The following is a 23,343-nucleotide window of genomic DNA, read 5'->3' on the forward strand; positions in this document are numbered from 1 at the left end:
GGGCCAAAAATACAAAGAACCCGCGATGATCGGCACCCAGCCCGTGTTTCCGGAGACCCATGGATGGCCCCGCAGCAGCAGATGCAGACGCAGATGGACAACAAGTCGGTCCCGCCGCTCACCCAGCGCGTGAGCCGCTACATCCTCGACCAGGCCCTGGCCGGCGGCTACGAGAACGGCCGCCACATGACCGAGACCGATCTGGCCGGCCGGCTCGGCATCTCGCGCACGCCGGTGCGCGCCGCGCTGCGCCTCTTGCACGAGCGTGCACTGCTGGCGCACGTGCCCAACCGCGGCTACACGCTGGTGGCCGACCGCGAGGCGCTCGACCGTGCGCGCCGCGAGATGCCGGAGGACGAGGAGAAGACGCTCTATTACCGCGTGCTGCGCGACCGCCTCGCGGGCAAGCTGCCGACGCGCGTCAACGAACTCGAGCTGGCCCAGACCTACGGCGTGCCGCGCCCGCTGCTGCGCAACGTGATGACCACGCTGCTGCAGGACGGTGTGCTGCGCGGTCGCCACTACCAGCGCTGGGAGTTCACCGAAACCCTCGACTCGGTCGAGAGCGAGCGCGAGAGCTACCGCTTTCGCCTGGTGGTCGAATGCGCGGCGCTGCGCGAGCCGGGCTTCAAGGTCGAGCACGAGCGGCTGCTCGCCTGCCGCGAACAGCAGCAGACCTTGCTGACGCACGCCTCGCGCCATTCGTGGATGGAATTCTTCGAAGCCAACGCGCAGTTCCACGAGCTGCTGGCCAGTGCGTCGGGCAACCGCTTCATCCTCGATGCCGTGAAGCAGCAGAACCGGCTACGCCGCATCTCCGACTTGTCGGACTACCCGCTCGTGAATATCGACTTGTTGCGCAAGTCGTGTCGCGAGCATTTGCAGATCCTCGACGCGGTCGAGGAGAACAAGCTCGAAGTCGCCGCGAAGCACATGCACGCCCACCTGAGCCGTGCCAGCGACATCCTGGAGCGCCGCGTGATGGGCGACTTGGATGCGCTCGGCGAATGAGACACCGCACCCTTATGACCACCCAAGAAACGACGGCTCCCGATGCCGCGCTGGCCGACGGCTGGCGCGATGGTTTTCCCACGGCTGGCACGGCCGTGCAGCGCCCGCGTGAACGCCCGATCTTCCAGGCGCCCGAGAACCGCTGGGCCTTTTCGCACCTGCGCGAGCTGCAGCCGACGCGCAACGTGTCGCGCGGCACCGGCCCGGTGTCGGTGCTGCCGCGCGCCGAGCGGCCGGAGCTCGACACGCTGGCCTTCACCTTGCCCGCCGACGGTTCGCGCACCGACTGGCACAGCGCGCTCACAACGATCTGCGCTGACGGCGCGGTGGTGCTGTACCGCGGCCGCATCGTCTACGAGCGCTACTTCGGCGCGCTCGACGAACACGGGCAGCACATGGCGATGTCGGTCACCAAGTCGGTCGTCGGAACGGTCGGCGCGATGCTCGCGGCCGAGGGCGCGCTCGACGAACACGCGCAGGTGCGGCACTACATTCCCGAGCTGGCGGCCAGCGCCTTCGGCCACGCCACTGTACGCCAAGTGATGGACATGACGACGGGCATCGACTACTCGGAGGACTACACCGACCCCGACGCCGGCGTGTGGAAGCATGCGCGCGCCGGCCAACTGCTGCCGCGTCCCGCGGGCTATGTGGGCGCTGAGGGCTACCGCCAGTTCCTGCAGACCGTGCAGGGGCAGGGCACGCACGGAGAGGCCTTTGCCTACCGCACGGTGAACACCGACGTGCTGGGTTGGCTCATCAGCCGCGTGGCGGGCCAGCCGCTGGCGCGGGTGCTGGGCGAGCGCATCTGGTCGCGCCTGGGTGCCGAGCAGGACGCGGCCTTTGCCGTGGACGGGCAGGGCGCCGAGTTCGCGGGCGGCGGCCTGTGCACCGGCCTGCGCGACCTGGCGCGGCTGGGCGAAATGATGCGGCTGGGCGGCGTCTTCAACGGCACGCAGATCGTGCCCGAGGCCGTGGTGGCCGACATCCGCCGCGGCGCCGATCCGGCGCGCTTCGCGCTCGCGGGCTACACGCGGCTGGCCGGCTGGAGCTATAGAAACATGTGGTGGGTGGCGCACGACGCGCGCCGCACCTTCACCGCGCAAGGCATCCACGGCCAGGCGCTGCACATCGACCCCGAGGCCGAGATGGTGGTGGCGCGTTTCGCCTCGCACCCGCTGGCTGCCAACGCGCACCTGCCGACCTCGATGCACGCCTTTCGCGCGCTGGCCGAGCACCTGATGCGCGGCTGATTCCCTTCTCTTTTCTCTTCTTTCTTCTTCATGCTCACCCAAGTCACAACCAACGCGAGCCTGCAGGCCCGCAAGAACGCCGCCTGCGCGCAGGGCATCGGCACGCTCACGCCGCACTTCACCGCCCGCGCCGACAACGCCGAGCTGTGGGACGTGGAAGGCCGGCGCTTTGTCGACTTTGCCAGCGGCATCGCCACGCTCGCCACCGGCCACCGCCACCCGCGCATCGTGGCGGCCGTGCGCGCGCAGCTCGACGACTTTCACCACACCTGCTTCCACGTCACGCCCTACGAGGAATACGTGGCGCTGTGCGAGCAGCTGAACCGCCTCGTGCCCGGCCCCAGCGCCAAGAAGAGCGCGCTCTTCACGACCGGCGCCGAAGCCATCGAGAACGCGATGAAGGTCGCGCGCGCCGCCACGGGCCGCAGCGGCGTGGTGGCGTTCTCGGGCGCCTTCCATGGCCGCACCTTCATGGGCATGGCGCTCACCGGCAAGGTCGCGCCATACAAGGCGGGCTTCGGCCCGATGCCGGGCGATGTGTGGCACGTGCCGTTTCCGGCCGCGCCGCTGGGCGTGACGGTGGACGACAGCATTGCGGCGCTCGACCGGCTGTTCAAGACCGACGTCGATCCGCAGCGCGTGGCCGCGATCGTCATCGAGCTGGTGCAGGGCGAGGGCGGTTTCTACGTGGCGCCGCCCGCACTCATGGAACACCTGCGCGCGGAATGCGACCGCCACGGCATCCTGCTGGTCGTCGACGAAATCCAGACCGGCTTCGGGCGCACCGGCAAGCTCTTCGCGCTGGAGCACTACGGCATCGAGGCCGACCTGGTCACGACCGCCAAGAGCCTGGCCGGCGGCTTTCCGCTGTCGGCGCTCACGGGACGCTCCGAACTCATGGACGCCACGCGCGTCGGCAGCCTCGGCGGCACCTACGCGGGCAACCCGCTGGCGGTGGCGGCGGCGCTGGAGACGATGCGCGTGACCGAGGACGAAGGGCTGGTCGCACGCGCCCGCATGCTCGGCGAGCGGCTGACGGCGTGCCTCGCGGCGCTGCGCACCGAGGTGCCACGCATCTGCGACGTGCGCGGCCTGGGCGCGATGGTGGCGGTGGAGTTTCGCGATCCGCGCAGCGGCGAGCCCGATGCCGAGTTCACGAAGCGCGTGCATGCGGCGGGGCTCGAACGCGGTCTGCTGCTGCTGACCTGCGGGGTGCACGGCAACGTGGTGCGCTTCCTGTTTCCGCTCACCATTCCGGAGGCGGTTTTTGAAGAAGGGCTGGGCTTGCTGGCCGAATCGATTCGCGCGGCCAACGTCTGAACGACTAACGGCGCGGCGCAATGCCGAGCGTGCGGCAGAAGTCGTAAAAGTCTTCGAGCTGCAGCGACTTGTCGAACACCGCATCGACGCCCGCCGACAGCGCGCCTTCACGCACCTCGGAGGTCGCGTGGTTCATGAACACCACGGTGCGCTGCACGGGCGACTTGCGTTCCCTCAGGTGGTTCGCCACCGTCAGGCCGTTGCCCTGCGCGAGGAACACGTCGATCACGGCGGCGTCCCATGCGTCGGGGTTGGCGTCGAGCCAGTCGATGGCTTCGTCGCTGCTGCTGGCGGTGGCGACGACTTCGCATCCGGAGAATTCCCTCAGTCCATCGGTCAGGGTGGTGGCGATCAGGGGGTTGTCTTCTATGAGGTAGATGCGGGTCATCGGTGCGGAGCCTGGAAATGAAATGCGTCGGCTCGTCTGCGCTTGTGGCGCGGGTCTGCCGGGCCGGTCCATTGTCACGAGGCGAGGGCGGGGCGGAGTCGGACAACGCCGCCACATGGCGTCCCCCGTGCACGCGAAAGCGCTGTTTGTGCATTGCATCACTGGCGTACAAGACGCGGGCGCGGGGCGTGCCTATCGTGCGGGGCTTCTTTGACTCCTTCACGACAGGTTGTTTGATGTCGCCTTCTTCTTCGTCTTCCTTCGCTCCACCCTTCACCGCTTCGGGCCGCAGCGCGCTCGTGCAGGCGCCGCCGTGGCACTACGCCGGCTGGCTGGTCAACGTGGGCTTCTCGTTCGATGCCGCACGCGGCGCCGCGCTGGTACCGCCGGAGGTCGGCGTGGCCACGGGCAACGGCTGCGTGCATTTCGCCGACTGGCAATCGTGCGGCGACGACGGGCGCGAGATGCTCGACCCGGTGTACGCGCAGTACCGCGAGACCATCGTGGTGCTCGAGATCGAGCCGGCGCGCGGCGACACGTCGCGTCGCTGCTTCTACTGTCCGCTCATCTACGTCGACCAGGACATCTCGATGCTGCGCGGCTGGCTGCAGGGCTGGCCCAAGAAGATCGGCCAGACCTGGCTGACGCGCAGCCTGCCGCTGATCCATCCGGCTGCGGCGCCGATGGCGGCCGGCAGCCGGCTCGGCGCGAGCCTCAGCGTGAAGGAGCGGCGGCTGGTGGATGCCACGGTCACGCTGTCGGGCGAGGCGAGCGGGCCGCTCGGCTTCCTGGCCGCGCCCACCATCGGCGCCATCGGCTGGCCAGACCTGACGCAGGCGGGCAGCGTGGCGGTGCCGCGCTACCTGCGCGCCGACATCATCGACCGCGTCGAAACGGGCTGGGTGCGGGGCGAGGCCACGCTGCGTTTCCACGAGCATCCGGTGGAGGAACTCGCGCTGCTCGGCCCTGTGCAGACGACGCAGGCCAGCGCGGGCTGGATGGGCCTCACGGTGCGCGGCGCGATCGCGGTGTGAGGAGGGCGCTGCCTCCGGCGGGTGGCTGCGCTACCCTCGGCGGGCCATGACGCTTCCCGCCCCGACGACCTCGCATGTGATCGGCCTGCCGCTGGCCGACGGCACGCCGGTCGAGGTGATGTTTGCGGGCGATCCCAAGGCGCACTTCGCGCTGCACTGGCATGCGGAGTGGAGCGTGGGCGCGATCGTCGAAGGCCGCTGCGAGTTCGTCTGCGCCGGCGCGCCCCGCTCGGCGCAGGCGGGCGAGCTGGTGCTGATGCCGCCGTTCGCGCTGCACACCGCCGGCGTGAGTGCGCAGGGCTTTCGCATGGTGATGCTGTACGTGCCGCACGCTTGGGTGGCGGCCCGAATGGGGTGGCCGGCTGGTCGGCGCGGGTCGATGCGGCAGGAGGTCTGGCGCGACGAGGCGAGCGTCGATGCGCTCGCGCAGGCGGCATCGGCGAAGGACGGTGCGCGCATCGACGCGCTGCTCGACGGTATCTTCCGCACGCAGACGACCGAGCCGCTCGTGGCGGTCGCGCGGGCCGCGGGCGATGCGCGTGTCGAGGCGGTGTGCGACCTGCTCGCGACCGAGGACGCCTGCCGCATCGAACCCACGTCGCTCGCCGAGCGGCTCGGCGTGTCGCGTGAGCACTTCCATCGCGTGTTCCGCGCGGCGGTCGGCATGGCGCCGGCGCAGTACGCGCGGCTGGCGCGCATCGCCCGCGCCAAGGTGCTGCTGCGCGAAGGCCATGCGCCCGTCGAGGTGGCCGCGCAATGCGGCTTTGCCGACCAGGCGCATTTCTCGCGCTGGTTCCGCCGATGCTTCGGCGTGACGCCGGGGAACTACCGGGCAGGCGGCTCGCCAAAAACCGTCGCGTGAGAAACTACGCCCCCGAGCGAGCGCCCCGCGTATGAACGACAAGTCCTTGAATCTGAAAGAAAAAATCATCTCCGTCGCGCCCATGATGGACTGGACCGACAGGCATTGCCGCGTCTTCCATCGCCTCATGACACGCCACGCGCTGCTCTACACGGAGATGGTGACCACCGGCGCGCTGATCCACGGCGACGTGCCGCGCCACCTGCGCTTTCATGAAGAAGAACATCCCGTCGCGCTGCAGCTCGGCGGCAGCGAGCCGCACGACCTGGCGCACTGCGCCAAGCTCGGCGAAGAGTGGGGCTACGACGAGATCAACCTGAACTGCGGTTGCCCGAGCGAGCGCGTGCAGCGCGGCGCGTTCGGGGCCTGCCTCATGAACGAGCCGCAGCTGGTGGCCGATTGCGTGAAGGCGATGGTCGATGTGGTCGATGTGCCGGTCACGGTGAAGCACCGCATCGGCATCGACAAGATCGAGAGCTACGAGTTCGTGCGCGACTTCGTCGGCGCGGTGAGCGAGGCCGGCTGCGGCACGTTCATCGTGCATGCGCGCAACGCCTGGCTGCAGGGCCTGAGCCCGAAGCAGAACCGCGAGATTCCGCCGCTGCGCTATGCGCTGGTGCACCGCCTGAAGCACGACTTTCCGGCGCTGCAGTTTTCGATCAACGGCGGCATCGCCACCAACGCGCAGGTGCACGAGCACCTGCGGCTGCTCGACGGCGCCATGATCGGGCGCGAGGCGTACCACAACCCCTGGTGGCTGGCCGAATGGGACGCCGAGTTCTACGGCGAGGCCCCGCAGACGCTCACGCGCGAGGACATCGAGGCGCAGATGTGCGACTACATGGTCCGCGAGGCGGCCGAACACGGCACCAACTGGTGGTCGATCGCGCGCCACATGCTGGGCCTGCGCAACGGCCTGCCCGGCGCCCGCCGCTGGCGCCAGGTCTGGAGCGACCACCGCCTGAAGACCCGCCCGCCGCACGAAGTGATGGCGCTGGCGCACGAACCTGCCGCCCAGGCCGCCTGAATTCCGGCCTCGCCGCCCCGACTTTGTAGACAGTCAACACAATTGAGCGAAGTTGACGCTCGATGGAACACAGTTTCATGACAATGCAACAACAAGTGTGAGCGAAGCACCTGTTTTTGCTCAAGAATAAGGCGGTCAGGGAAACAAGAAAAAGGTTCTGTCTTATGAGTGAAGCTGCAGGCAGCAAGGAAGAAGTCAGTGCGCTTGCCAGGGGGTTGTCGCTGCTGAAGGTCATCGGGATGGCGGCAGCGCCCGTCGGAAACCGGGAGCTGGCCGACACCACCGGCATTCCGAAGGCCACGGTGTCGCGCCTCACGGCGACGTTGGTGGGGGCGGGGTATCTGCGGCAGTCGCAAGACAGCGAGCGTTTCAGCCTGGGGCCGGTGTTGCTCGACATGAGCAGCCGCTACCTGCGCAATTTCGACCTGAGGGCGCTGGCGCGTCCCCATCTGAGCAACCTGGCCGAACTGTCGGGCGCCAGCATCCACATGGCGGTGCGCGACGACCTGGACATGCTGGTCATCGATTCGCTGCGCCCGCGCTCGGCGCTCATCAGCTCCCGCATCGACGTCGGCTCGCGCATGTCCATCGCCACCTCGGCCTCCGGCCGCGCCTACATCGGCGCCTTGCCCGGGCCCGAGCAGTCGGCATTGCTGGAGCAGATCCGGCTCGAAACCGGCGAGAACTGGCACGCCATCGAGCCGCGCCTCATCGCCAGCCTCGAAGAGCACGCCCGCCTGGGCTACTGCACCTCCTTCGGCGAATGGAACCCCCAGATCCACGCCCTGGGCTTCGCGCTCGAAGGCCCGCGCGGCGAACGCTACGGCGTGAGCTGCGGCGGCCCCGCCTACCTGCTGCCGAGGGAGGCCATGCTGAGCCGTGTCGCCCCGCGCATGCTGGAAATCGCCCAGCGCATCGCGACAGAGGCCGGCACCCTCACGCTAGGCTGAAAAAGGAAATAGACCGCGCCCGAAGGGCGCCGGTCACCTTCGTGAGACGCCGCGGAACCGGCTTCGCCGGGCCGCAGGCGTCGCCCCCGGAAGGGGGTTGGCGAAGCGACACGAAGTGCGCGCAGCCTGGGGGAGAGCCCTATACAGCGGCTTCCAGGCCGTTGAGGAAGTGTTCGCGCATGCGCGCCATGGCCGTGGCCGCGTCGCGCGCCTCGATGGCCGCCATCACCGCCCGGTGCTCCGCCAGCGACTCGCCAATGCGCCCCGCCTTCAGCAGCGAGTTGTGGCGATTCAACTTCATCACCTTGCGCAGGTCGGCCACCATCTGGTCGCGCCACTTGTTGTTGGCAATGGCCAGCAGGCTCATGTGGAAGCGCTCGTTCACCGCAAAGAAGTGCTCGCGGTCTTCCTTGCCCGGGGCGGCGGCGGCTTCCAGCTCGGCGTGCAGCGCCTTCAGCTCGGCGCGCTGGGCATCGGTGGCGCGCTCGGCCACCACGCCGGCGGCGTCGCTCTCGAGCAGCGAGAGCAGGTGGTACACATCGGCCAAATCTTGTTCCGACACCTCGGTGACGTACGCGCCGCGGCGCACCTTCATCGTCACCAGCCCTTCGGCGGCCAGCACCTTGAGCGCCTCGCGCAGGGGCGTGCGGCTGATGCCGTATTCCTCGGCCAGCTTGAGTTCGTCGATCCAGCTGCCCGGCTCCAGTTCGCGGCGGAAGATCCGCTGGCGCAGGAGCTCGGCCACCTCTTCATAGAGGGCGCGGGGGGTCAGGGTGACGGCGGACATGGGCTGAACTGTACTTCAAAATCGCGTTTGAATTAATAATTACAGATGGGTTAGACTTGTGAACGGCTTGCAAATCCGTGCAAGCGACCTTGCGAATCCCGTCAGACCACCGCCTGGAGCGGCGCCTTCCATGAGCAGCAGCACACCCGAACCCACCTACAAGCCGGCCGACCTCGACGCCTGGGCCAAGTCCGCCGCCAAGTCGGCGCCCGGCGGCGACGTGAATGCGCTGAACTGGATCACGCCCGACGGCATCAGCGTGAAGCCGCTGTACACCGCGGCCGACCTGCAAGGCCTGAAGTACACCGACACGCTGCCGGGCTTCGAGCCCTACCTGCGCGGCCCGCAGGCCACCATGTATGCGGTGCGCCCCTGGACCATCCGCCAGTACGCCGGCTTCTCCACCGCCGAAGAATCGAACGCGTTCTACCGCAAGGCGCTGGCCGCCGGCGGCCAGGGCGTGAGCGTGGCCTTCGACCTGGCCACCCACCGCGGCTACGACAGCGACCATCCGCGCGTGACCGGCGACGTCGGCAAGGCCGGCGTGGCGATCGACTCGGTCGAGGACATGAAGATCCTGTTCGACCAGATCCCGCTCGACAAGGTGAGCGTGTCCATGACGATGAACGGCGCCGTGCTGCCGGTGCTCGCGGGTTACGTGGTCGCGGCCGAAGAGCAGGGCGTGGCGCAAGACCAGCTCAGCGGAACCATCCAGAACGACATCCTCAAGGAGTTCATGGTCCGCAACACGTACATCTTTCCGCCGGCGCCGAGCATGCGGATCATTGGCGACATCATCGAGTACACGGCGCAGAAGATGCCGAAGTTCAACTCGATCTCGATCAGCGGCTATCACATGCAGGAAGCCGGTGCCAACCAGGCGCTGGAGCTCGCGTTCACGCTGGCCGACGGCAAGGAGTACGTGAAGACCGCGCTCGCCAAGGGCCTCGACGTCGACGGCTTTGCCGGGCGCCTGAGCTTCTTCTGGGCCATCGGCATGAACTTCTACCTCGAAGTGGCCAAGATGCGCGCGGCGCGCCTCTTGTGGTGCCGCATCATGAAGGAGTTCAACCCCAAGAACCCCAAGAGCCTGATGCTGCGCACGCACTGCCAAACGTCTGGCTGGTCGCTCACCGAGCAGGACCCGTACAACAACGTGGTGCGCACCACCATCGAGGCGATGGCCGCGGTGTTCGGCGGCACGCAGTCGCTGCACACCAACGCGCTCGACGAAGCCATTGCGCTGCCCACCGAGTTCAGCGCCCGCATCGCGCGCAACACGCAGCTCATCATCCAGGAAGAGACGCACATCACGAACGTGATCGATCCCTGGGCCGGCAGCTACATGATGGAGAAGCTCACGCAGGACATGGCCGACGCCGCCTGGACCATCATCGAAGAGGTCGAAGCCATGGGCGGCATGACCAAGGCCGTGGACAGCGGCTGGGCCAAGCTCAAGATCGAGGCCGCCGCCGCCGAGAAGCAGGCGCGCATCGACTCGGGCAAGGACGTGATCGTCGGCGTCAACAAGTACAAGCTCAAGAACGAAGATGCGATCGACAGCCTGTCGATCGACAACGTGAAGGTGCGCGAGCAGCAGGTGGCGCGCCTGCAGAGCATCCGCGCCTCGCGCGACAACGCCAAGGTGCAGGCCGCGCTGGACGCGCTCACCGATGCCGCCGAGAACAACACCGGCAACCTGCTGGCGCTGAGCATCGACGCGGTGCGTGCCCGCGCCACCGTCGGCGAGATTTCCGACGCCCTCGAAAAATCCTTCGGCCGCCATCGCGCCGACACGCAGAAGGTGACCGGTGTGTACGCTGCCGCCTATGACTCGGCCGAAGGCTGGGAAAACCTCAAGACCGAGATCAACGCGTTCGCCGAGGCCCAGGGCCGCCGCCCGCGCGTGATGATCTCCAAGCTGGGCCAGGACGGGCATGACCGCGGCGCGAAGGTGGTTGCCACCGCGTTCGCCGACCTGGGCTTCGACGTCGACATGGGCCCGCTGTTCCAGACGCCCGAAGAGTGCGCGCGCCAGGCCATCGAGAACGACGTGCATGCCGTGGGCGTGAGCACGCTCGCCGCCGGCCATAAGACTCTTGTGCCGGCCATCATCGAAGAACTGCGCAAGCAGGGCGCGGACGACATCATCGTCTTCGTCGGCGGCGTGATCCCACGCCAGGACTACGACTTCCTGTACGAAGCCGGCGTCAAGGGCATCTACGGCCCGGGCACGCCCATCCCGGCCAGCGCCAAGGACGTGCTGGAGCAGATCCGCGCGGCCGTCGCAGTCTGAGACGAATCGACGTGGGCGATCTCTTGTCGCGGCTGTCGCTGCAGCCCGTGGATTCCAGCGATTTCGAAGACATGCTGGCCGTGCGCATCGATGCGATGCGTCCGAGCCTGGAGCGCGTCGGCCGTTTCGACCTCACGCGCTCGCGCGAGCGCCTGTCGGCCGGTTTCGTGGTGCCGTACATGCACCACATCGTGCTCGACGGTGAGCAGCGCCTGGGCTTCATCACGCTCAAGCCTGAGGACGCGGATGCGCTGCGCCTCGATCACCTGTACCTGCGCACCGGCTTCCAGGGGCGCGGCATCGGCGAATGGGCGCTGCGCTGGGCCAAGGCGCAGGCGCGCAAACAGAAGCTGGACATCAAGCTCACCGCGCTCGTGCAGAGCGACGCCAACCGCTTCTACCAGCGGCACGGCTTCGTGCTCGAAGGCGAGGAGGGCGTCGATCTGCACTACCGCTGGCGCGTGGCGTCGGAGGCTGCGTGCTGAACACCGTCGGCGCGCTCGAACGCGCGCTCGCCGATGCGCCGGGCATGGCGCAGCGGCGTGCCATCGCCAAGGCGATCACGCTGCTCGAATCGACGCGCACCGACCATCGCGCGCAGGCCGACGAACTGCTCACGGCGCTGCTGCCGCGCACCGGCGCATCGTTTCGTCTCGGCATCTCGGGCGTGCCCGGCGTGGGCAAGTCGACCTTCATCGAAACGCTGGGCCTGTTGCTGATCGGCAAGGGCCACCGCGTGGCGGTGCTCACCATCGACCCCTCGTCCACCGTGTCGGGCGGCTCCATCCTCGGCGACAAGACGCGCATGGAGCGCCTGTCGGTGCACGAGCGCGCCTACATCCGGCCCAGCCCCTCGAGCGGCACGCTCGGCGGCGTGGCCGAGAAGACGCGCGAGGCCATGCTGGTCTGCGAGGCCGCGGGCTACGACATCGTCATCGTCGAGACCGTGGGCGTGGGCCAGAGCGAAACGGCCGTGGCCGGCATGACCGACATGTTCGTGCTGCTGCAGCTGCCCAACGCGGGCGACGACCTGCAGGCGATCAAGAAGGGCGTGATGGAGCTGGCCGACCTGGTCGCCATCAACAAGGCCGACATCGACCGCGACGCCGCCACGCGCGCGCAGGCGCAGATCACCTCGGCGCTGCGCCTGTTCGGCCACCAGGGCAACCCCGACCACGCGCACGCGGTGCACGACGCGCACAGCGGCGTGGAGCGCCGTTTCTGGCTGCCCAAGGTGCTGCAGCTGAGCGCGCTCGCCGGCACCGGCGTCGACGCCTTCTGGGACGCCGTGCTCGAATTCAAGACGCTACAGACCGCCAACGGCAAGCTCGCGAAGCGCCGCGAAAAACAGGCCACCGCGTGGATGTGGGAACGCATCGACGCCGGGCTCAAGCAGGCGTTCCGCCAGCACGCGCAGGTGCGCGAGCTGCTGCCGCAACTCACGCAGCAGGTGGCCCAGGGCAGCCTGCCGGCCTCGACGGCGGCGCGCCAGCTGCTCGCCGCGGCAGCCATCACCGCCCGGGTGTGACACCCCGGCCCCCACAAGACTCTCCCAGCAATCCAGAACCACAGCTTCGGAAGCACACCATGCAAGAACTGATCGAACAACTCGAAAAGAAGCGCGCCCAGGCGCGACTCGGCGGCGGGCAGAAGCGCATCGACGCGCAGCACGCCAAGGGCAAGCTCACGGCGCGCGAGCGCATCGAGCTGCTGCTCGACGACGGCACGTTTGAAGAGTGGGACATGTTCGTCGAGCACCGCTCGGTCGACTTCGGCATGGCCGAGCAGAAGATCCCCGGCGACGGCGTGGTCACGGGCTACGGCATGATCAACGGCCGCCTCGTGTTCGTGTTCAGCCAGGACTTCACGGTCTTCGGCGGCGCGCTCAGCGAAGCCCACGCCGAGAAGATCTGCAAGGTGATGGACCAGGCCATGAAGGTCGGCGCACCGGTCATCGGCCTGAACGATTCGGGCGGCGCCCGCATCCAGGAAGGCGTGGCCTCGCTGGGCGGCTATGCCGACGTGTTCCAGCGCAACGTGATGGCCTCGGGCGTGGTGCCGCAGATCAGCATGATCATGGGCCCATGCGCCGGCGGCGCCGTGTACTCGCCCGCCATGACCGATTTCATCTTCATGGTGAAGGACAGCAGCTACATGTTCGTCACCGGCCCCGAGGTGGTGAAGACCGTGACGCACGAGAGCGTGACGGCCGAAGAACTGGGCGGTGCCATCACCCACACCACGCGCAGCGGCGTGGCCGACATGGCGTTCGAGAACGACGTCGAGGCGCTGATGATGCTGCGCCGCCTGTACAACTACCTGCCGCTGAACAACCGCGAGAAGCCGCCGGTGCGTCTGGGCAATGACGGCCAGGGCGACCCGGCCGACCGGCCCGACTACTCGCTGGACACGCTGGTGCCCGACAACCCGAACAAGCCCTACGACATCAAGGAACTGATCCTGAAGGTGGTGGACGACGGTGACTTCTTCGAGCTGCAGCCCGACTACGCGAAGAACATCGTGATCGGCTTCGCGCGCATGGAAGGCCAGACGGTCGGCATCGTGGCCAACCAGCCGCTGGTGCTGGCAGGCTGCCTGGACATCAAGAGCAGCATCAAGGCCGCGCGCTTCGTGCGCTTTTGCGATGCGTTCAACATCCCCGTCATCACCTTCGTCGACGTGCCCGGCTTCATGCCCGGCACCGGCCAGGAGTACGGCGGCATCATCAAGCACGGTGCCAAGCTGCTGTACGCGTACGCGGAGTGCACGGTGCCGAAGATCACCGTCATCACGCGCAAGGCCTACGGCGGCGCGTACGACGTGATGGCCTCCAAGCACCTGCGCGGCGACGTCAACCTGGCCTGGCCGCGCGCCGAGATCGCGGTGATGGGCGCCAAGGGCGCGGTGGAGATCATCTTCCGCGAGGACAAGAACGACCCCGAGAAGCTCGCGGCCCGCGAGGCCGAATACAAGGCCCGCTTCGCCAACCCGTACGTGGCCGGCGCGCGCGGCTACATCGACGACGTGATCCTGCCGCACGAGACGCGCAAGCGCATCTGCCGCTCGCTCGTGATGCTGCGCGAGAAGAAGCTCGAGAACCCGTGGCGCAAGCACGGAAACATTCCGCTCTGAGCCGCACGGAGAAAGAAGAACATGTTCAAGAAGATCCTGATCGCCAACCGCGGTGAAATCGCCTGCCGCGTGATTCAAACGGCCAAGAAGATGGGCATCCTCACCGTCGCCGTCTACTCCGACGCCGACAAGGAAGCCCGCCACGTCGAGCTGGCCGATGAGGCCGTGCACATCGGCGCCGCGCCCAGCCGTGAGAGCTACCTGCAGGCCGACCGCATCATCGCGGCCTGCAAGAAGACCGGCGCCGAGGCCGTGCACCCGGGCTACGGCTTCCTGTCGGAGAACGAAGCCTTTGCGCGCAAGGTCGAGGAAGAGGGCATTGCCTTCATCGGCCCGAAGCACTATTCGATCGCGGCCATGGGCGACAAGATCGCCTCGAAGAAGCTCGCGAACGAAGCCCAGGTCAACACCATCCCGGGCTGGAACGACGCCATCGAGACGGCCGAGCGCGCCGTCGAGATTGCCAAGGACATCGGCTACCCGGTGATGATCAAGGCCTCGGCCGGCGGCGGCGGCAAGGGCCTGCGCGTGGCCTTCAACGACAAGGAGGCCTTCGAGGGCTTCACCTCGTGCCGCAACGAGGCGCGCAATTCCTTCGGCGACGACCGCGTGTTCATCGAGAAGTTCGTCGAAGAGCCGCGCCACATCGAGATCCAGGTGCTGGGCGATTCGCACGGCAACGTCATTTACCTGAACGAGCGCGAGTGCTCCATTCAGCGCCGCCACCAGAAGGTGATTGAGGAGGCGCCGTCGCCCTTCATCACCGACGCCACGCGCAAGGCGATGGGCGAGCAGGCCGTGGCGCTGGCCAAGGCCGTGAAGTACCAGAGCGCGGGCACGGTGGAGTTCGTGGTCGGCAAGGACCAGAGCTTCTATTTCCTGGAGATGAACACGCGCCTGCAGGTGGAGCACCCGGTGACGGAGTGCATCACCGGCCTCGACCTGGTCGAACTGATGATCCGCGTGGCGGCCGGCGAGAAGCTGCCGCTGGCGCAGGCCGACGTGAAGCGCGACGGCTGGGCCATCGAGTGCCGCATCAACGCCGAAGACCCGTTCCGCAACTTCCTGCCCTCGACGGGCCGGCTGGTGAAGTTCCAGCCGCCGGCCGAGAGCATGTTCGCGAGCGACACCGGCCACCTGCACGGCGTGCGCGTGGACACCGGCGTGTACGACGGTGGCGAGATCCCGATGTACTACGACTCGATGATCGCCAAGCTCATCGTGCACGGCAAGGACCGCAACGAAGCCATCGCGCTCATGCGCGAGGCACTCAACGGTTTCGTGATCCGCGGCATCAGCAGCAACATCCCGTTCCAGGCCGCGCTGCTGGCGCATCCGAAGTTCGTGGCGGGCGATTTCAATACCGGCTTCATCGCCGAGCACTACGGCAAGGGCTTCCACGCAGAAGACGTGCCGCACGCCGATCCGGCGTTCCTGGTGGCGCTGGCCGCCTTCGTCAACCGCCGCTACCGCGCGCGCGCCTCGGGCATCAGTGGGCAGCTCGCGGGCCACGGCGTGAAGGTGGGCGAGCAGTTCGTGGTGGTCGAGCTGGGCCCCGAGGGCAAGCACGTGCACCACGCGGTGTCGGTGAGCGACTTCCAGGACAAGACCGGCGCCAGCGTCGTCACGGTGGGCGACAAGCGCTACCAGATCGAGAGCGACTTCGCGCTGGGCGCGGTGCGCGTGCAGGGCACGGCCAACGGCAAGCCGTTCACGGCGCAGGTGGAGCGCGGCGCGGGCAAGAACCCGCTGGCGCTGCGCGTGTCGCACGACGGCACGCAGATCGAGACCATGGTGCTGTCGCCGCTGGGCGCGCGCCTGCTCGAGCTGATGCCCTACAAGGCACCGCCCGACCTGAGCAAGTTCCTGATGTCGCCGATGCCGGGCCTGCTGGTCGAGGTGTCGGTGCAGCCGGGGCAACAGGTCCAGGCCGGCGAGAAGCTGGCCGTGATCGAGGCCATGAAGATGGAAAACGTGCTGTTCGCCACGCAGGACGGCGTGGTGGGCAAGATCTCGGCGGCCAAGGGCGAATCGCTCGCCGTCGACCAAATCATTCTGGAGTTCAACTGATGGGTGCCAACGACCTGCAACAAGCGGCAATCACGCTGCACCGCCCGGCCAAGGCCGTGGCGACGCCCCAGGGCCCCTGGTCCGTGGAGGCCATCCAGGCGCTGCTCGACAAGCCTTTCATGGAACTGCTGTTCGAGGCGCAGACCGTGCACCGCCGGCATTTCCCCGAGGGCGACATCGAGCTGGCCACGCTGCTGTCGGTGAAGACCGGCGGCTGCCCCGAGAACTGCGGCTACTGCCCGCAGTCGGCCGAGTTCGACACCGGCGTGAAGGCGCAAAAGCTGATGGAGGTCGACGAGGTGGTGCGCGCCGCGCAGGCCGCCAAGGACGCCGGCGCCACGCGCTTTTGCATGGGCGCCGCCTGGCGCGCGCCCAAGGACCGCGACGTCGAGAAGGTGGCGGTGCTGGTCGAGGCCGTGAAGGGCCTGGGCCTGCAGACCTGCGCCACGTTGGGCATGCTGGAGCCGCACCACGCGCAGCAGCTCAAGGCCGCAGGCCTGGACTACTACAACCACAACCTGGACACCGCGCCCGAGTACTACACCGACGTGGTCGACACGCGCACCTACCAGGACCGCCTGGACACGCTGGCGGCTGTGCGCAGCGCCGGCATCAGCGTGTGCTGCGGCGGCATCGTGGGCATGGGCGAGCAATCGGTGCACCGCGCCGGGCTGATCGCGCAGCTCGCGAACATGGACCCGTACCCGGAGTCGGTGCCGATCAACAGCCTGGTGCGCGTGCCCGGCACGCCGCTGGCCGATTCGGAGCCGGTCGATCCCTTCGACTTCGTGCGCATGATCGCCGTGGCGCGCATCACCATGCCGACCGCGCGCGTGCGCCTGTCGGCCGGCCGCCAGCAGATGGGCGAGGCGGTGCAGGCCCTGTGCTTCATGGCCGGCGCCAACTCGATCTTCTACGGCGACAAGCTGCTGGTCACCGGCAACCCCGACGTCGACGCCGACGTGCAGCTGCTGCGCAAGCTCGGCCTGCGCTCGCACCGCACGCAGGAGCAGGCGGAAGAAGGCGGCTGCGCATGACCGCGCCGCGTCCCTTCAAGGTGCTGGGCATCCAGCAGATCGCCATCGGCGGCCCCGACAAGCTGCGGCTGCAGAAGCTGTGGGTCGACATGCTCGGGCTCGAGGTGACGGGCACCTTCCGCAGCGAGCGCGAGAACGTCGACGAGGACATCTGTTCGATGGGCAGCGGCCCGTTCAAGGTCGAGGTCGACCTGATGCAGCCGCTGGACCCCGAGAAGAAGCCGGCGGTGCACACCACGCCGCTGAACCACGTCGGCCTGTGGATCGACGACCTGCCCAAGGCCGTCGAATGGCTCACGGCGCAGGGCGTGCGCTTTGCGCCGGGCGGCATCCGCAAGGGCGCGGCCGGTTTCGACATCTGCTTCCTGCACCCCAAGGCCAACGACGAGTTCCCGATTTCGGGCGAGGGCGTGCTGGTCGAGATGGTGCAGGCGCCCCCCGAGGTGGTGACGGCCTTCAACGCGCTCGCCGCTACGCGCTGAGTGCCTTGCGCACCGGCGGCTTCACGTCGGCGCGCTGCGGCGGCAGCATCGGCTGGTGCTCGCGCGCCGGGTTCAAAATGATCGAGGTCGCGGTCTCGGTCAGGATGCAGAACTTGGCGAGCACCGCATCGAGGTGCGGCACGTCGATCACTGCGATCTCGAGGATCCAGCTGTCCTCGCCGGTCACGTTGTAGGCGTTGACGCATTCGGGCGTCTCCTGCACCAGCTTCACCACGAGGTCGTAGTCGGCGCGCCCGACGCGGATGATCCCGCGGATGCCGTAGCCCAGCCGCGTGAGGTTCACGGTGGCGCGGTAGCCGGTGATGACGCCGGCGGCTTCCAGCTTTTTCACGCGCTCGGTCACGGCCGGCTGGCTCAGGTGCACGCGGCGGCCCAGCTCGGCCATGCTCAGGCGCGCGTCGGCCTGCAGTTCGGCCAGGATGCGGGTGTCGTGGGCGTCCAGCGTGGGGGTCAAGGTGAAGTCCATGGAAGTCCTTTAATTCGACGGTGCGGTGCGAGCAGAACCATGAATTTCGCATGGCTGCCGGCCCATGGCTTTCATACCATGACGGGCATTCCATACCAAGAAGAGACACCCTCGATATGTCGACACTCGCCACGCCCGCGCAGGCCGCGCCTGCCGCTTCCTCCTCGCGCCCCCGGCTGACGCCGCTGTTGTGGCTCTGCCTGGCCGCCACCTGGGTGGTCTGGGGCTCGACCTACCTGGCCATCAAGTACGCGCTGATCAGCTTTCCGCCGTTCCTGCAGATGGGCTCGCGCTTCCTGGTCGCGGGCGTGCTGCTGGCGGCGTGGATGCGCTGGCGCGGCACGCCCTGGCCGACGCGCCTGCAGTGGCGCAATGCGCTGGTCGTCGGCGCGCTGATGCTCGGCGGCGGCATGGGCGGCACGGCGCTGGCCGAGGTGTCGATCGGCTCGGGGCTGGTGGTGGCGTTCATTGCCGTCATCCCGTTGCTGATTGCTTTGTTGAACCTGATCTGGGGCGTGAAGCCGGCGCGGCTCGAAGCGGCGGGCATCGCGCTGGGGCTCGTCGGCGTGCTGATGCTCACGCAGGGCAGCGGCTTCAAGGCCTCACGCGAGGGGCTGGTGGCGATCTGTGTGGCCTGCATCTGCTGGTCGTTCGGCAGCGTGCTGAGCCAGCGCAAGCTGCCGCTGGCGCCCGGCGCAATGGGCTTTGCGAGCGAGATGCTGTGCGGCGGCGCGGTGCTGATGGTGCTGGCCGCGGTGTCGGGCGAAACGATGACCTGGCCGCCGCAGCCGGTGGCGCTGGGGGCGTGGGTCTACCTCGTGGTGTTCGGCTCGCTGATTGCCTTCAACGCCTACATGGTGCTGCTCGCGCAGGCACCGGCCGGGTTGGCGGCGAGCTACACCTTCGTCAACCCGGTGATCGCGATGCTGCTGGGCGTGTGGATCGCCCACGAGACGGTCACGCGTTTCGAGTGGTACGCCGTGGGCGTGGTGCTGGCGGGCGTGCTGCTGTTGCTGTTCAAGCGCCCGCAGAAGGGCTAAGTTCGACGAGGCTCAGGCCGGTCGGCGCCAGAAGGCGAGGGTGGCGGCCAGCAGCCACATGCCGACCGCGCAGCTGCGGTTGAGCACCTTGAGGCCGCGGCGCGAGAGCCAGCGCACGGCCTGCGTGCCGGCGCCGGCATAGGCCAGCATCACGCAGGTGTCGAGCACCACGAAGATCGCGCCCAGCACCAGGTACTGCATGCCCTGGGGCTTGGCGGTGTCGATGAACTGCGGCAGGAAGGCCGCGAAGAACAGCACCGTCTTTGGGTTCGACAGCGCCACCATCAGGCTGCGCACGAGTGCGATGCGGCCGTGCGGACGGACCTCGATGGCCGACTTGGCCAGTGCCGTGCCCAGGTCGGTCGCTTCGCTGCGCCACAGCTTGATGCCAAGCCACACCAGGTAGGCCACGCCCGCGACGCGGATCGCGTTGAAGAGCCATTCCGAGGCCGCGAGCAGCGAGCCCAGCCCGAGCGCCACGACCGCGATCAGCGAGACGCTGCCCAGCGACGCGCCCGCGATGCCCCAGCTGGCGCGGCGCATGCCGCCGTCGATGCCGTTGGACAGCGCCAGCAGCATGGTCGGACCGGGGATCACCGCCAGGGCAAGCGAGGCGACGGCGTAGATCAGCAGGGTGTCGAGGGTCATGGTTTGGTGGCGGCCTGGCGTTGTTCGGCGGCGGCCCGGGCGCGCGCGAGGGCGGCTTCGACGATCGAGCGCTTGCGCGTGTCGGCGGCTTGCGGTTCGGCAGCGGCAGGTGCGGGTTCGGCCTCGCGCTTCGCGGTGTCGCGATGTTGGGCGTGCAGCTTGTAGCGCTGCAGGGCGGCCTGCGCCTGCGCCTGCGACCACGCTTGCCAGCCGCTGCGGCCGGGGGTTTCGACTTCGAGCGAGATGCAATCGACCGGGCAGACCGGAATGCACAGCTCGCACCCCGTGCAGTGCGCCTCGATCACTGTGTGCATGCGCTTGTGGATGCCGATGATCGCGTCGGTCGGGCAAGCGTCGAGGCACAGCGTGCAGCCGATGCACCAGGCCTCGTCGATGACCGCCATGGCGCGCGGGCCTTCGGTGCCGAACTGCGGGTCGAGCGGCAGCACGGGGCGGCCGGTGAGCAGCGCGAGGCGTTCAATGCCTTCGGCGCCGCCCGGCGGGCACTGGTTGATGCCGGCCTCGCCGTCGGCGATGGCCTGCGCGTAGCCTGCGCAATCCGGGTAGCCGCACCGTGTGCACTGCGTTTGAGGCAGTGCGTCGTTGATGTGTGCGGCCAGCCCGTTCACGGTGGGTGATGCGCGCGGCTCAGCGCGCGGCGCTGGCGCGGGGCTTCTTTGCCGCTGCGGCCGGCTTCTTGGCGGCCGGCGCGGCCTTCACGGCGACGGCCTTCTTGGCGGCGACCGGCGTCTTGCGGGCCGCAGCGGTGGCCACAGCCTTCAGCTTCTGGCCCGGCTTGATGCGGTCTTCGGCCGGCAGCTCTTCGCGCGCGCCGGCGCGGCGCTGGGGCTCGTCGCTGGCGGCGATGAAGTTGCGCACCTTCGGGTAGACCAGGTCGCGCCAGCGGCGGCCGCTGAAGATGCCGTAATGGCCCGCGCCCTTGACCTCGTAGTGCTCACGCTTGGCATCGGCGATGCCGGTGCACAGGCTGTGCGCGGCCTGGGTCTGGCCCGAGCCGGAGATGTCGTCGAGTTCGCCTTCGACGGTGAGCAGGGCGGTGGCGTGGATGTCCTGCGGACGCACGCGCTCCACCTGGCCGGCGGGGCTCTTCACGTCCCAGGTGCCGTTGACCAGGTCGAAGTCCTGGAACACGGTGCGGATGGTTTCGAGGTAGTAGTCCGCGTCCATGTCGAGCACGGCGTTGTACTCGTCGTAGAACTTGCGGTGGGCTTCGGCGCTGGCGTCGTCACCCTTGATCAGGTCCTTGAAGTAGTCGTAGTGGCTGCTGGCGTGGCGGTCGGGGTTCATGGCCACGAAGCCCGTGTGCTGCAGGAAGCCCGGGTAGACCTTGCGGCCCGCGCCCGGGAAGCCTTGCGGCACGCGGTAGATCACGTTGTTCTCGAACCACTCGAAGCTCTTGTTGGTCGCGAGGTTGTTCACGGCCGTGGGCGATTTGCGCGCGTCGATCGGGCCGCCCATCATGGTCATCGTGAGGGGCAGGGGCTCGCCGCGGCTGGCCATGAGCGACACGGCCGCCAGCACCGGCACGGTGGGCTGGCACACGCTCACGACGTGGCAGTTGCCGTACTCGGCCTGCAGGCGGCGGATGAACTCCTGCACGTAGTTGATGTAGTCGTCCAGGTGGAACTCGCCGTCGGACAGCGGCACCAGGCGCGCGTTCTTCCAGTCGGTGATGTAGACCTTGTGGTCCTGCAGCATGGTGCGCACGGTGTCGCGCAGCAGCGTGGCGTAGTGGCCCGACAGCGGCGCCACGATCAGCACCACGGGCTGGCTCTTGAGTGTCTTGAGGATGTGCGGTTCGTCGGTGAAGCGCTTGAAGCGGCGCAGTTCGCAGAAGGGCTTGTCGAGCTCGACGGCCTCCTGGATCACGACCTCCTCGCCGTCGACCTTGACGGACTTGATGTTGAACTCGGGCTTCTCGTAGTCCTTGCCCAGTCGGTACAGCAGGTCATAGCCGGCGGCCATGCGCTGTGCCATCGGCAGTTGGCTCCAGACGGCGCCGGGACCGTAGAGCTTGGAGGCGGCCTGGGCGAAGTCCGAGAAGGGCTCCATCAGGGAACGCTGGGCTTCGTAGAGTTGATAGAGCATCGCGGGTCTTTGAGTGGATGTTGCAGTGCAATATATCAGTGCATTTGCCGCGGCGCAGGGGGCCGAACCCTAGCCCGGAGCGGGCTGGATTCGCCTTCTGTGGCCGAATGTGAACGAATCGTCAAAAAGTCGATTCACTCACACCCGGTTGTCACCTAGATGACCTTCGCAATCGACGCGCAGACGTAGTCGATGTTCTTGCTGTTGAGCGCGGCGACGCACATGCGGCCGGTGTCGGTGCCGTACACGCCGAACTCGTTGCGCAGGCGCACCATCTGGTCCTTGCTCAGGCCCGAGTAGCTGAACATGCCGATCTGGGTGGTGATGAAGCCCATGTCTTCCTTCACGCCGGCGGCCTTCAAGCCGTCGACCAGCTTCTGGCGCATGGCCTTGATGCGCACGCGCATCTCGCCCAGTTCCTTTTCCCACAGGGCGCGCAGCTCGGGGGTGCCGAGCACCGCGGCCACCACGGCGCCACCGTGGATCGGCGGGTTGCTGTAGTTGGTGCGGATGGCGATCTTGAGTTGCGACAGCACGCGGCCGGCTTCTTCCTTGTTTTCGCACAGCACCGACAGGGCGCCGACGCGTTCGCCGTACAGGCTGAAGCTCTTGGAGAACGAGGTCGAGACGAAGAAGGTCAGGCCGGCGTCGACGAACTTGGCGACGGCCGCGCCGTCTTCCTTCAGACCGTAGCCGAAGCCCTGGTAGGCCATGTCGAGGAAGGGCACCAGGCCCTTGGCCTTGACGGCCGCAACGACCTGGTCCCATTGCTCGGGCGTGATGTCGTAGCCGGTCGGGTTGTGGCAGCAGGCGTGCAGCACGACGATGGTGCCGGCCGGTGCCGCGTTCAGGGCGGCCAGCATGCCGTCGAAGTTGATGCCGCGCTGGGCGGCGTCGTAGTAGGGGTAGCTCTCGACCGTGAAGCCGGCGTTGGTGAACAGCGCACGGTGGTTTTCCCAGCTCGGGTCGCTGATCAGCACGGTGGCGTTGGGGTTGAGCTTCTTGAGGAAGTCGGCGCCGACCTTCAGGCCGCCGGTGCCGCCGATGGCCTGGATGGTGGCCACGCGGCCCGAGGTGACGGGCTCGCTGTCGGGGCCGAAGACCAGGCCCTTGACGGCGTTGTCGTAGGCCACGATGCCGTCGATCGGCAGGTAGCCGCGGGCCGAGGGGGCCTTCATCATGTTCTGCTCTGCGGCCTGCACGCACTGGAGCAGGGGCAGCTTGCCGTTGTCGTCGTAATACACGCCGACGCCGAGATTGACCTTGTGGGGGTTGGTGTCGGCTGCAAATTGCTCGTTGAGGCCGAGGATCGGGTCGCGCGGCGCCATTTCGACCGCGGTGAACATAGACATGGAAAGGTCCTTTGGGATGAAAGCTTCGCTGGCAACCGGAGGAGGCTTTATCCTTTCC

The 23,343-nt window shown here is 67.9% G+C and carries 22 protein-coding genes; 15 read left to right on the top strand and 7 right to left on the bottom strand.

Going from position 1 to position 23,343, the window contains the following annotated elements; all coding sequences use genetic code 11:
* Positions 1 to 63 precede the first annotated feature (63 nt).
* The 3 genes from AC1RLW_RS01565 to gabT are packed head-to-tail and all read left to right on the top strand — an operon-like array spanning position 64 to position 3,584.
* A complete protein-coding gene (locus tag AC1RLW_RS01565) occupies positions 64 to 1,011 on the top strand; it encodes a GntR family transcriptional regulator (protein ID WP_487849427.1) in 948 nt (315 codons plus the stop codon).
* Positions 1,012 to 1,025: 14 nt separating this feature from the next.
* A complete protein-coding gene (locus AC1RLW_RS01570; RefSeq protein WP_493192040.1) occupies positions 1,026 to 2,264 on the top strand; it encodes a serine hydrolase domain-containing protein in 1,239 nt (412 codons plus the stop codon).
* A gap of 30 nt (positions 2,265 to 2,294) precedes the next feature.
* Positions 2,295 to 3,584: a 4-aminobutyrate--2-oxoglutarate transaminase gene (gene gabT / locus AC1RLW_RS01575; RefSeq protein WP_493192041.1), complete on the top strand. Its 1,290-nt coding sequence runs from the start codon at positions 2,295 to 2,297 to the stop codon at positions 3,582 to 3,584.
* A 4-nt stretch (positions 3,585 to 3,588) separates the two neighbouring features.
* On the opposite strand, the gene AC1RLW_RS01580 is transcribed toward gabT, so the two are convergent.
* Positions 3,589 to 3,972, bottom strand: a complete 384-nt coding sequence (locus AC1RLW_RS01580) for a response regulator (RefSeq protein WP_307693163.1) — start codon at positions 3,970 to 3,972, stop codon at positions 3,589 to 3,591.
* Between the two features lie 236 nt (positions 3,973 to 4,208).
* On the opposite strand from AC1RLW_RS01580, the gene AC1RLW_RS01585 reads away from it, so the two are divergent.
* The 4 genes from AC1RLW_RS01585 to AC1RLW_RS01600 all read left to right on the top strand — a co-directional run bounded on the left by AC1RLW_RS01585 (position 4,209) and on the right by AC1RLW_RS01600 (position 7,845).
* Positions 4,209 to 5,006, top strand: a complete 798-nt coding sequence (locus AC1RLW_RS01585) for an acetoacetate decarboxylase family protein (protein ID WP_493192042.1) — start codon at positions 4,209 to 4,211, stop codon at positions 5,004 to 5,006.
* Between the two features lie 46 nt (positions 5,007 to 5,052).
* Positions 5,053 to 5,868, top strand: coding sequence for a helix-turn-helix transcriptional regulator (locus AC1RLW_RS01590; protein WP_493192043.1), 816 nt, complete (start codon positions 5,053 to 5,055; stop codon positions 5,866 to 5,868).
* Between the two features lie 31 nt (positions 5,869 to 5,899).
* The gene (dusA, locus tag AC1RLW_RS01595; RefSeq protein ID WP_493192044.1) at positions 5,900 to 6,895 is read left to right on the top strand and encodes a tRNA dihydrouridine(20/20a) synthase DusA; all 996 of its coding nucleotides are present in this window, start codon (positions 5,900 to 5,902) and stop codon (positions 6,893 to 6,895) included.
* A 164-nt stretch (positions 6,896 to 7,059) separates the two neighbouring features.
* A complete protein-coding gene (locus AC1RLW_RS01600; RefSeq protein WP_062473201.1) occupies positions 7,060 to 7,845 on the top strand; it encodes an IclR family transcriptional regulator in 786 nt (261 codons plus the stop codon).
* Positions 7,846 to 7,984: 139 nt separating this feature from the next.
* On the opposite strand, the gene AC1RLW_RS01605 is transcribed toward AC1RLW_RS01600, so the two are convergent.
* Complete coding sequence (locus tag AC1RLW_RS01605) at positions 7,985 to 8,632, bottom strand: GntR family transcriptional regulator (protein ID WP_062473203.1); 648 nt, start codon at positions 8,630 to 8,632, stop codon at positions 7,985 to 7,987.
* Between the two features lie 130 nt (positions 8,633 to 8,762).
* Between AC1RLW_RS01605 and scpA the strand changes: the two genes are divergently transcribed.
* The 7 genes from scpA to AC1RLW_RS01640 are packed head-to-tail and all read left to right on the top strand — an operon-like array spanning position 8,763 to position 17,649.
* Complete coding sequence (gene scpA / locus AC1RLW_RS01610; RefSeq protein WP_307693159.1) at positions 8,763 to 10,928, top strand: methylmalonyl-CoA mutase; 2,166 nt, start codon at positions 8,763 to 8,765, stop codon at positions 10,926 to 10,928.
* A gap of 11 nt (positions 10,929 to 10,939) precedes the next feature.
* Positions 10,940 to 11,413, top strand: a complete 474-nt coding sequence (locus AC1RLW_RS01615; RefSeq protein WP_493192045.1) for a GNAT family N-acetyltransferase — start codon at positions 10,940 to 10,942, stop codon at positions 11,411 to 11,413.
* Positions 11,407 to 12,456, top strand: a complete 1,050-nt coding sequence (gene meaB, locus AC1RLW_RS01620; RefSeq protein WP_095745699.1) for a methylmalonyl Co-A mutase-associated GTPase MeaB — start codon at positions 11,407 to 11,409, stop codon at positions 12,454 to 12,456. The genes AC1RLW_RS01615 and meaB overlap by 7 nt, the downstream gene beginning before the upstream one ends.
* A 59-nt stretch (positions 12,457 to 12,515) precedes the next feature.
* A complete protein-coding gene (locus AC1RLW_RS01625) occupies positions 12,516 to 14,060 on the top strand; it encodes an acyl-CoA carboxylase subunit beta (protein ID WP_062473211.1) in 1,545 nt (514 codons plus the stop codon).
* Positions 14,061 to 14,081: 21 nt separating this feature from the next.
* A complete protein-coding gene (accC, locus tag AC1RLW_RS01630) occupies positions 14,082 to 16,130 on the top strand; it encodes an acetyl-CoA carboxylase biotin carboxylase subunit (RefSeq protein WP_493192046.1) in 2,049 nt (682 codons plus the stop codon).
* A complete protein-coding gene (gene bioB, locus AC1RLW_RS01635) occupies positions 16,130 to 17,167 on the top strand; it encodes a biotin synthase BioB (protein ID WP_493192047.1) in 1,038 nt (345 codons plus the stop codon). Before accC ends, bioB begins: the two co-directional genes overlap by 1 nt.
* The gene (locus tag AC1RLW_RS01640) at positions 17,164 to 17,649 is read left to right on the top strand and encodes a VOC family protein (protein WP_159271498.1); all 486 of its coding nucleotides are present in this window, start codon (positions 17,164 to 17,166) and stop codon (positions 17,647 to 17,649) included. The genes bioB and AC1RLW_RS01640 overlap by 4 nt, the downstream gene beginning before the upstream one ends.
* On the opposite strand, the gene AC1RLW_RS01645 is transcribed toward AC1RLW_RS01640, so the two are convergent.
* Positions 17,639 to 18,136, bottom strand: coding sequence for an Lrp/AsnC family transcriptional regulator (locus AC1RLW_RS01645; RefSeq protein WP_062473217.1), 498 nt, complete (start codon positions 18,134 to 18,136; stop codon positions 17,639 to 17,641). The genes AC1RLW_RS01640 and AC1RLW_RS01645 overlap by 11 nt on opposite strands.
* Before the next feature lie 116 nt (positions 18,137 to 18,252).
* Here AC1RLW_RS01645 and yedA point away from each other — a divergent pair, with 116 nt between their 5' ends.
* Positions 18,253 to 19,176: a drug/metabolite exporter YedA gene (yedA, locus tag AC1RLW_RS01650; RefSeq protein WP_493192048.1), complete on the top strand. Its 924-nt coding sequence runs from the start codon at positions 18,253 to 18,255 to the stop codon at positions 19,174 to 19,176.
* A 12-nt stretch (positions 19,177 to 19,188) separates the two neighbouring features.
* On the opposite strand, the gene AC1RLW_RS01655 is transcribed toward yedA, so the two are convergent.
* The 4 genes from AC1RLW_RS01655 to AC1RLW_RS01670 all read right to left on the bottom strand — a co-directional run bounded on the left by AC1RLW_RS01655 (position 19,189) and on the right by AC1RLW_RS01670 (position 23,285).
* A complete protein-coding gene (locus AC1RLW_RS01655; protein WP_101490007.1) occupies positions 19,189 to 19,824 on the bottom strand; it encodes a LysE family translocator in 636 nt (211 codons plus the stop codon).
* On the bottom strand, positions 19,821 to 20,453 hold the full coding sequence (locus AC1RLW_RS01660) for an RnfABCDGE type electron transport complex subunit B (protein ID WP_493192049.1): 633 nt from the start codon (positions 20,451 to 20,453) through the stop codon (positions 19,821 to 19,823). The genes AC1RLW_RS01655 and AC1RLW_RS01660 overlap by 4 nt, the downstream gene beginning before the upstream one ends.
* A 19-nt stretch (positions 20,454 to 20,472) precedes the next feature.
* The gene (locus AC1RLW_RS01665) at positions 20,473 to 21,933 is read right to left on the bottom strand and encodes a polyhydroxyalkanoate depolymerase (protein WP_492727417.1); all 1,461 of its coding nucleotides are present in this window, start codon (positions 21,931 to 21,933) and stop codon (positions 20,473 to 20,475) included.
* Positions 21,934 to 22,088: 155 nt separating this feature from the next.
* The gene (locus tag AC1RLW_RS01670; protein WP_493192050.1) at positions 22,089 to 23,285 is read right to left on the bottom strand and encodes an amino acid aminotransferase; all 1,197 of its coding nucleotides are present in this window, start codon (positions 23,283 to 23,285) and stop codon (positions 22,089 to 22,091) included.
* Between the last annotated feature and the right edge of the window lie 58 nt (positions 23,286 to 23,343).

It is taken from the genome of Variovorax sp. GW822-FHT04A09, from assembly GCF_058801005.1.

What these genes read in the sequence shown, in the direction of transcription:
- scpA (WP_307693159.1), top strand. Translation starts at nt 8,763, where the DNA reads ATGAGCAGCAGCACACCCGAACCCACCTACAAGCCGGCCGACCTCGAC.
- AC1RLW_RS01570 (WP_493192040.1), top strand. Translation starts at nt 1,026, where the DNA reads ATGACCACCCAAGAAACGACGGCTCCCGATGCCGCGCTGGCCGACGGC.
- AC1RLW_RS01580 (WP_307693163.1), bottom strand. Translation starts at nt 3,972, where the DNA reads ATGACCCGCATCTACCTCATAGAAGACAACCCCCTGATCGCCACCACC.
- AC1RLW_RS01655 (WP_101490007.1), bottom strand. Translation starts at nt 19,824, where the DNA reads ATGACCCTCGACACCCTGCTGATCTACGCCGTCGCCTCGCTTGCCCTG.
- AC1RLW_RS01605 (WP_062473203.1), bottom strand. Translation starts at nt 8,632, where the DNA reads ATGTCCGCCGTCACCCTGACCCCCCGCGCCCTCTATGAAGAGGTGGCC.
- AC1RLW_RS01590 (WP_493192043.1), top strand. Translation starts at nt 5,053, where the DNA reads ATGACGCTTCCCGCCCCGACGACCTCGCATGTGATCGGCCTGCCGCTG.
- AC1RLW_RS01625 (WP_062473211.1), top strand. Translation starts at nt 12,516, where the DNA reads ATGCAAGAACTGATCGAACAACTCGAAAAGAAGCGCGCCCAGGCGCGA.
- dusA (WP_493192044.1), top strand. Translation starts at nt 5,900, where the DNA reads ATGAACGACAAGTCCTTGAATCTGAAAGAAAAAATCATCTCCGTCGCG.
- AC1RLW_RS01565 (WP_487849427.1), top strand. Translation starts at nt 64, where the DNA reads ATGGCCCCGCAGCAGCAGATGCAGACGCAGATGGACAACAAGTCGGTC.
- AC1RLW_RS01645 (WP_062473217.1), bottom strand. Translation starts at nt 18,136, where the DNA reads ATGGACTTCACCTTGACCCCCACGCTGGACGCCCACGACACCCGCATC.
- yedA (WP_493192048.1), top strand. Translation starts at nt 18,253, where the DNA reads ATGTCGACACTCGCCACGCCCGCGCAGGCCGCGCCTGCCGCTTCCTCC.
- AC1RLW_RS01600 (WP_062473201.1), top strand. Translation starts at nt 7,060, where the DNA reads ATGAGTGAAGCTGCAGGCAGCAAGGAAGAAGTCAGTGCGCTTGCCAGG.
- bioB (WP_493192047.1), top strand. Translation starts at nt 16,130, where the DNA reads ATGGGTGCCAACGACCTGCAACAAGCGGCAATCACGCTGCACCGCCCG.
- gabT (WP_493192041.1), top strand. Translation starts at nt 2,295, where the DNA reads ATGCTCACCCAAGTCACAACCAACGCGAGCCTGCAGGCCCGCAAGAAC.
- accC (WP_493192046.1), top strand. Translation starts at nt 14,082, where the DNA reads ATGTTCAAGAAGATCCTGATCGCCAACCGCGGTGAAATCGCCTGCCGC.
- AC1RLW_RS01665 (WP_492727417.1), bottom strand. Translation starts at nt 21,933, where the DNA reads ATGCTCTATCAACTCTACGAAGCCCAGCGTTCCCTGATGGAGCCCTTC.
- AC1RLW_RS01670 (WP_493192050.1), bottom strand. Translation starts at nt 23,285, where the DNA reads ATGTCTATGTTCACCGCGGTCGAAATGGCGCCGCGCGACCCGATCCTC.
- AC1RLW_RS01640 (WP_159271498.1), top strand. Translation starts at nt 17,164, where the DNA reads ATGACCGCGCCGCGTCCCTTCAAGGTGCTGGGCATCCAGCAGATCGCC.
- AC1RLW_RS01585 (WP_493192042.1), top strand. Translation starts at nt 4,209, where the DNA reads ATGTCGCCTTCTTCTTCGTCTTCCTTCGCTCCACCCTTCACCGCTTCG.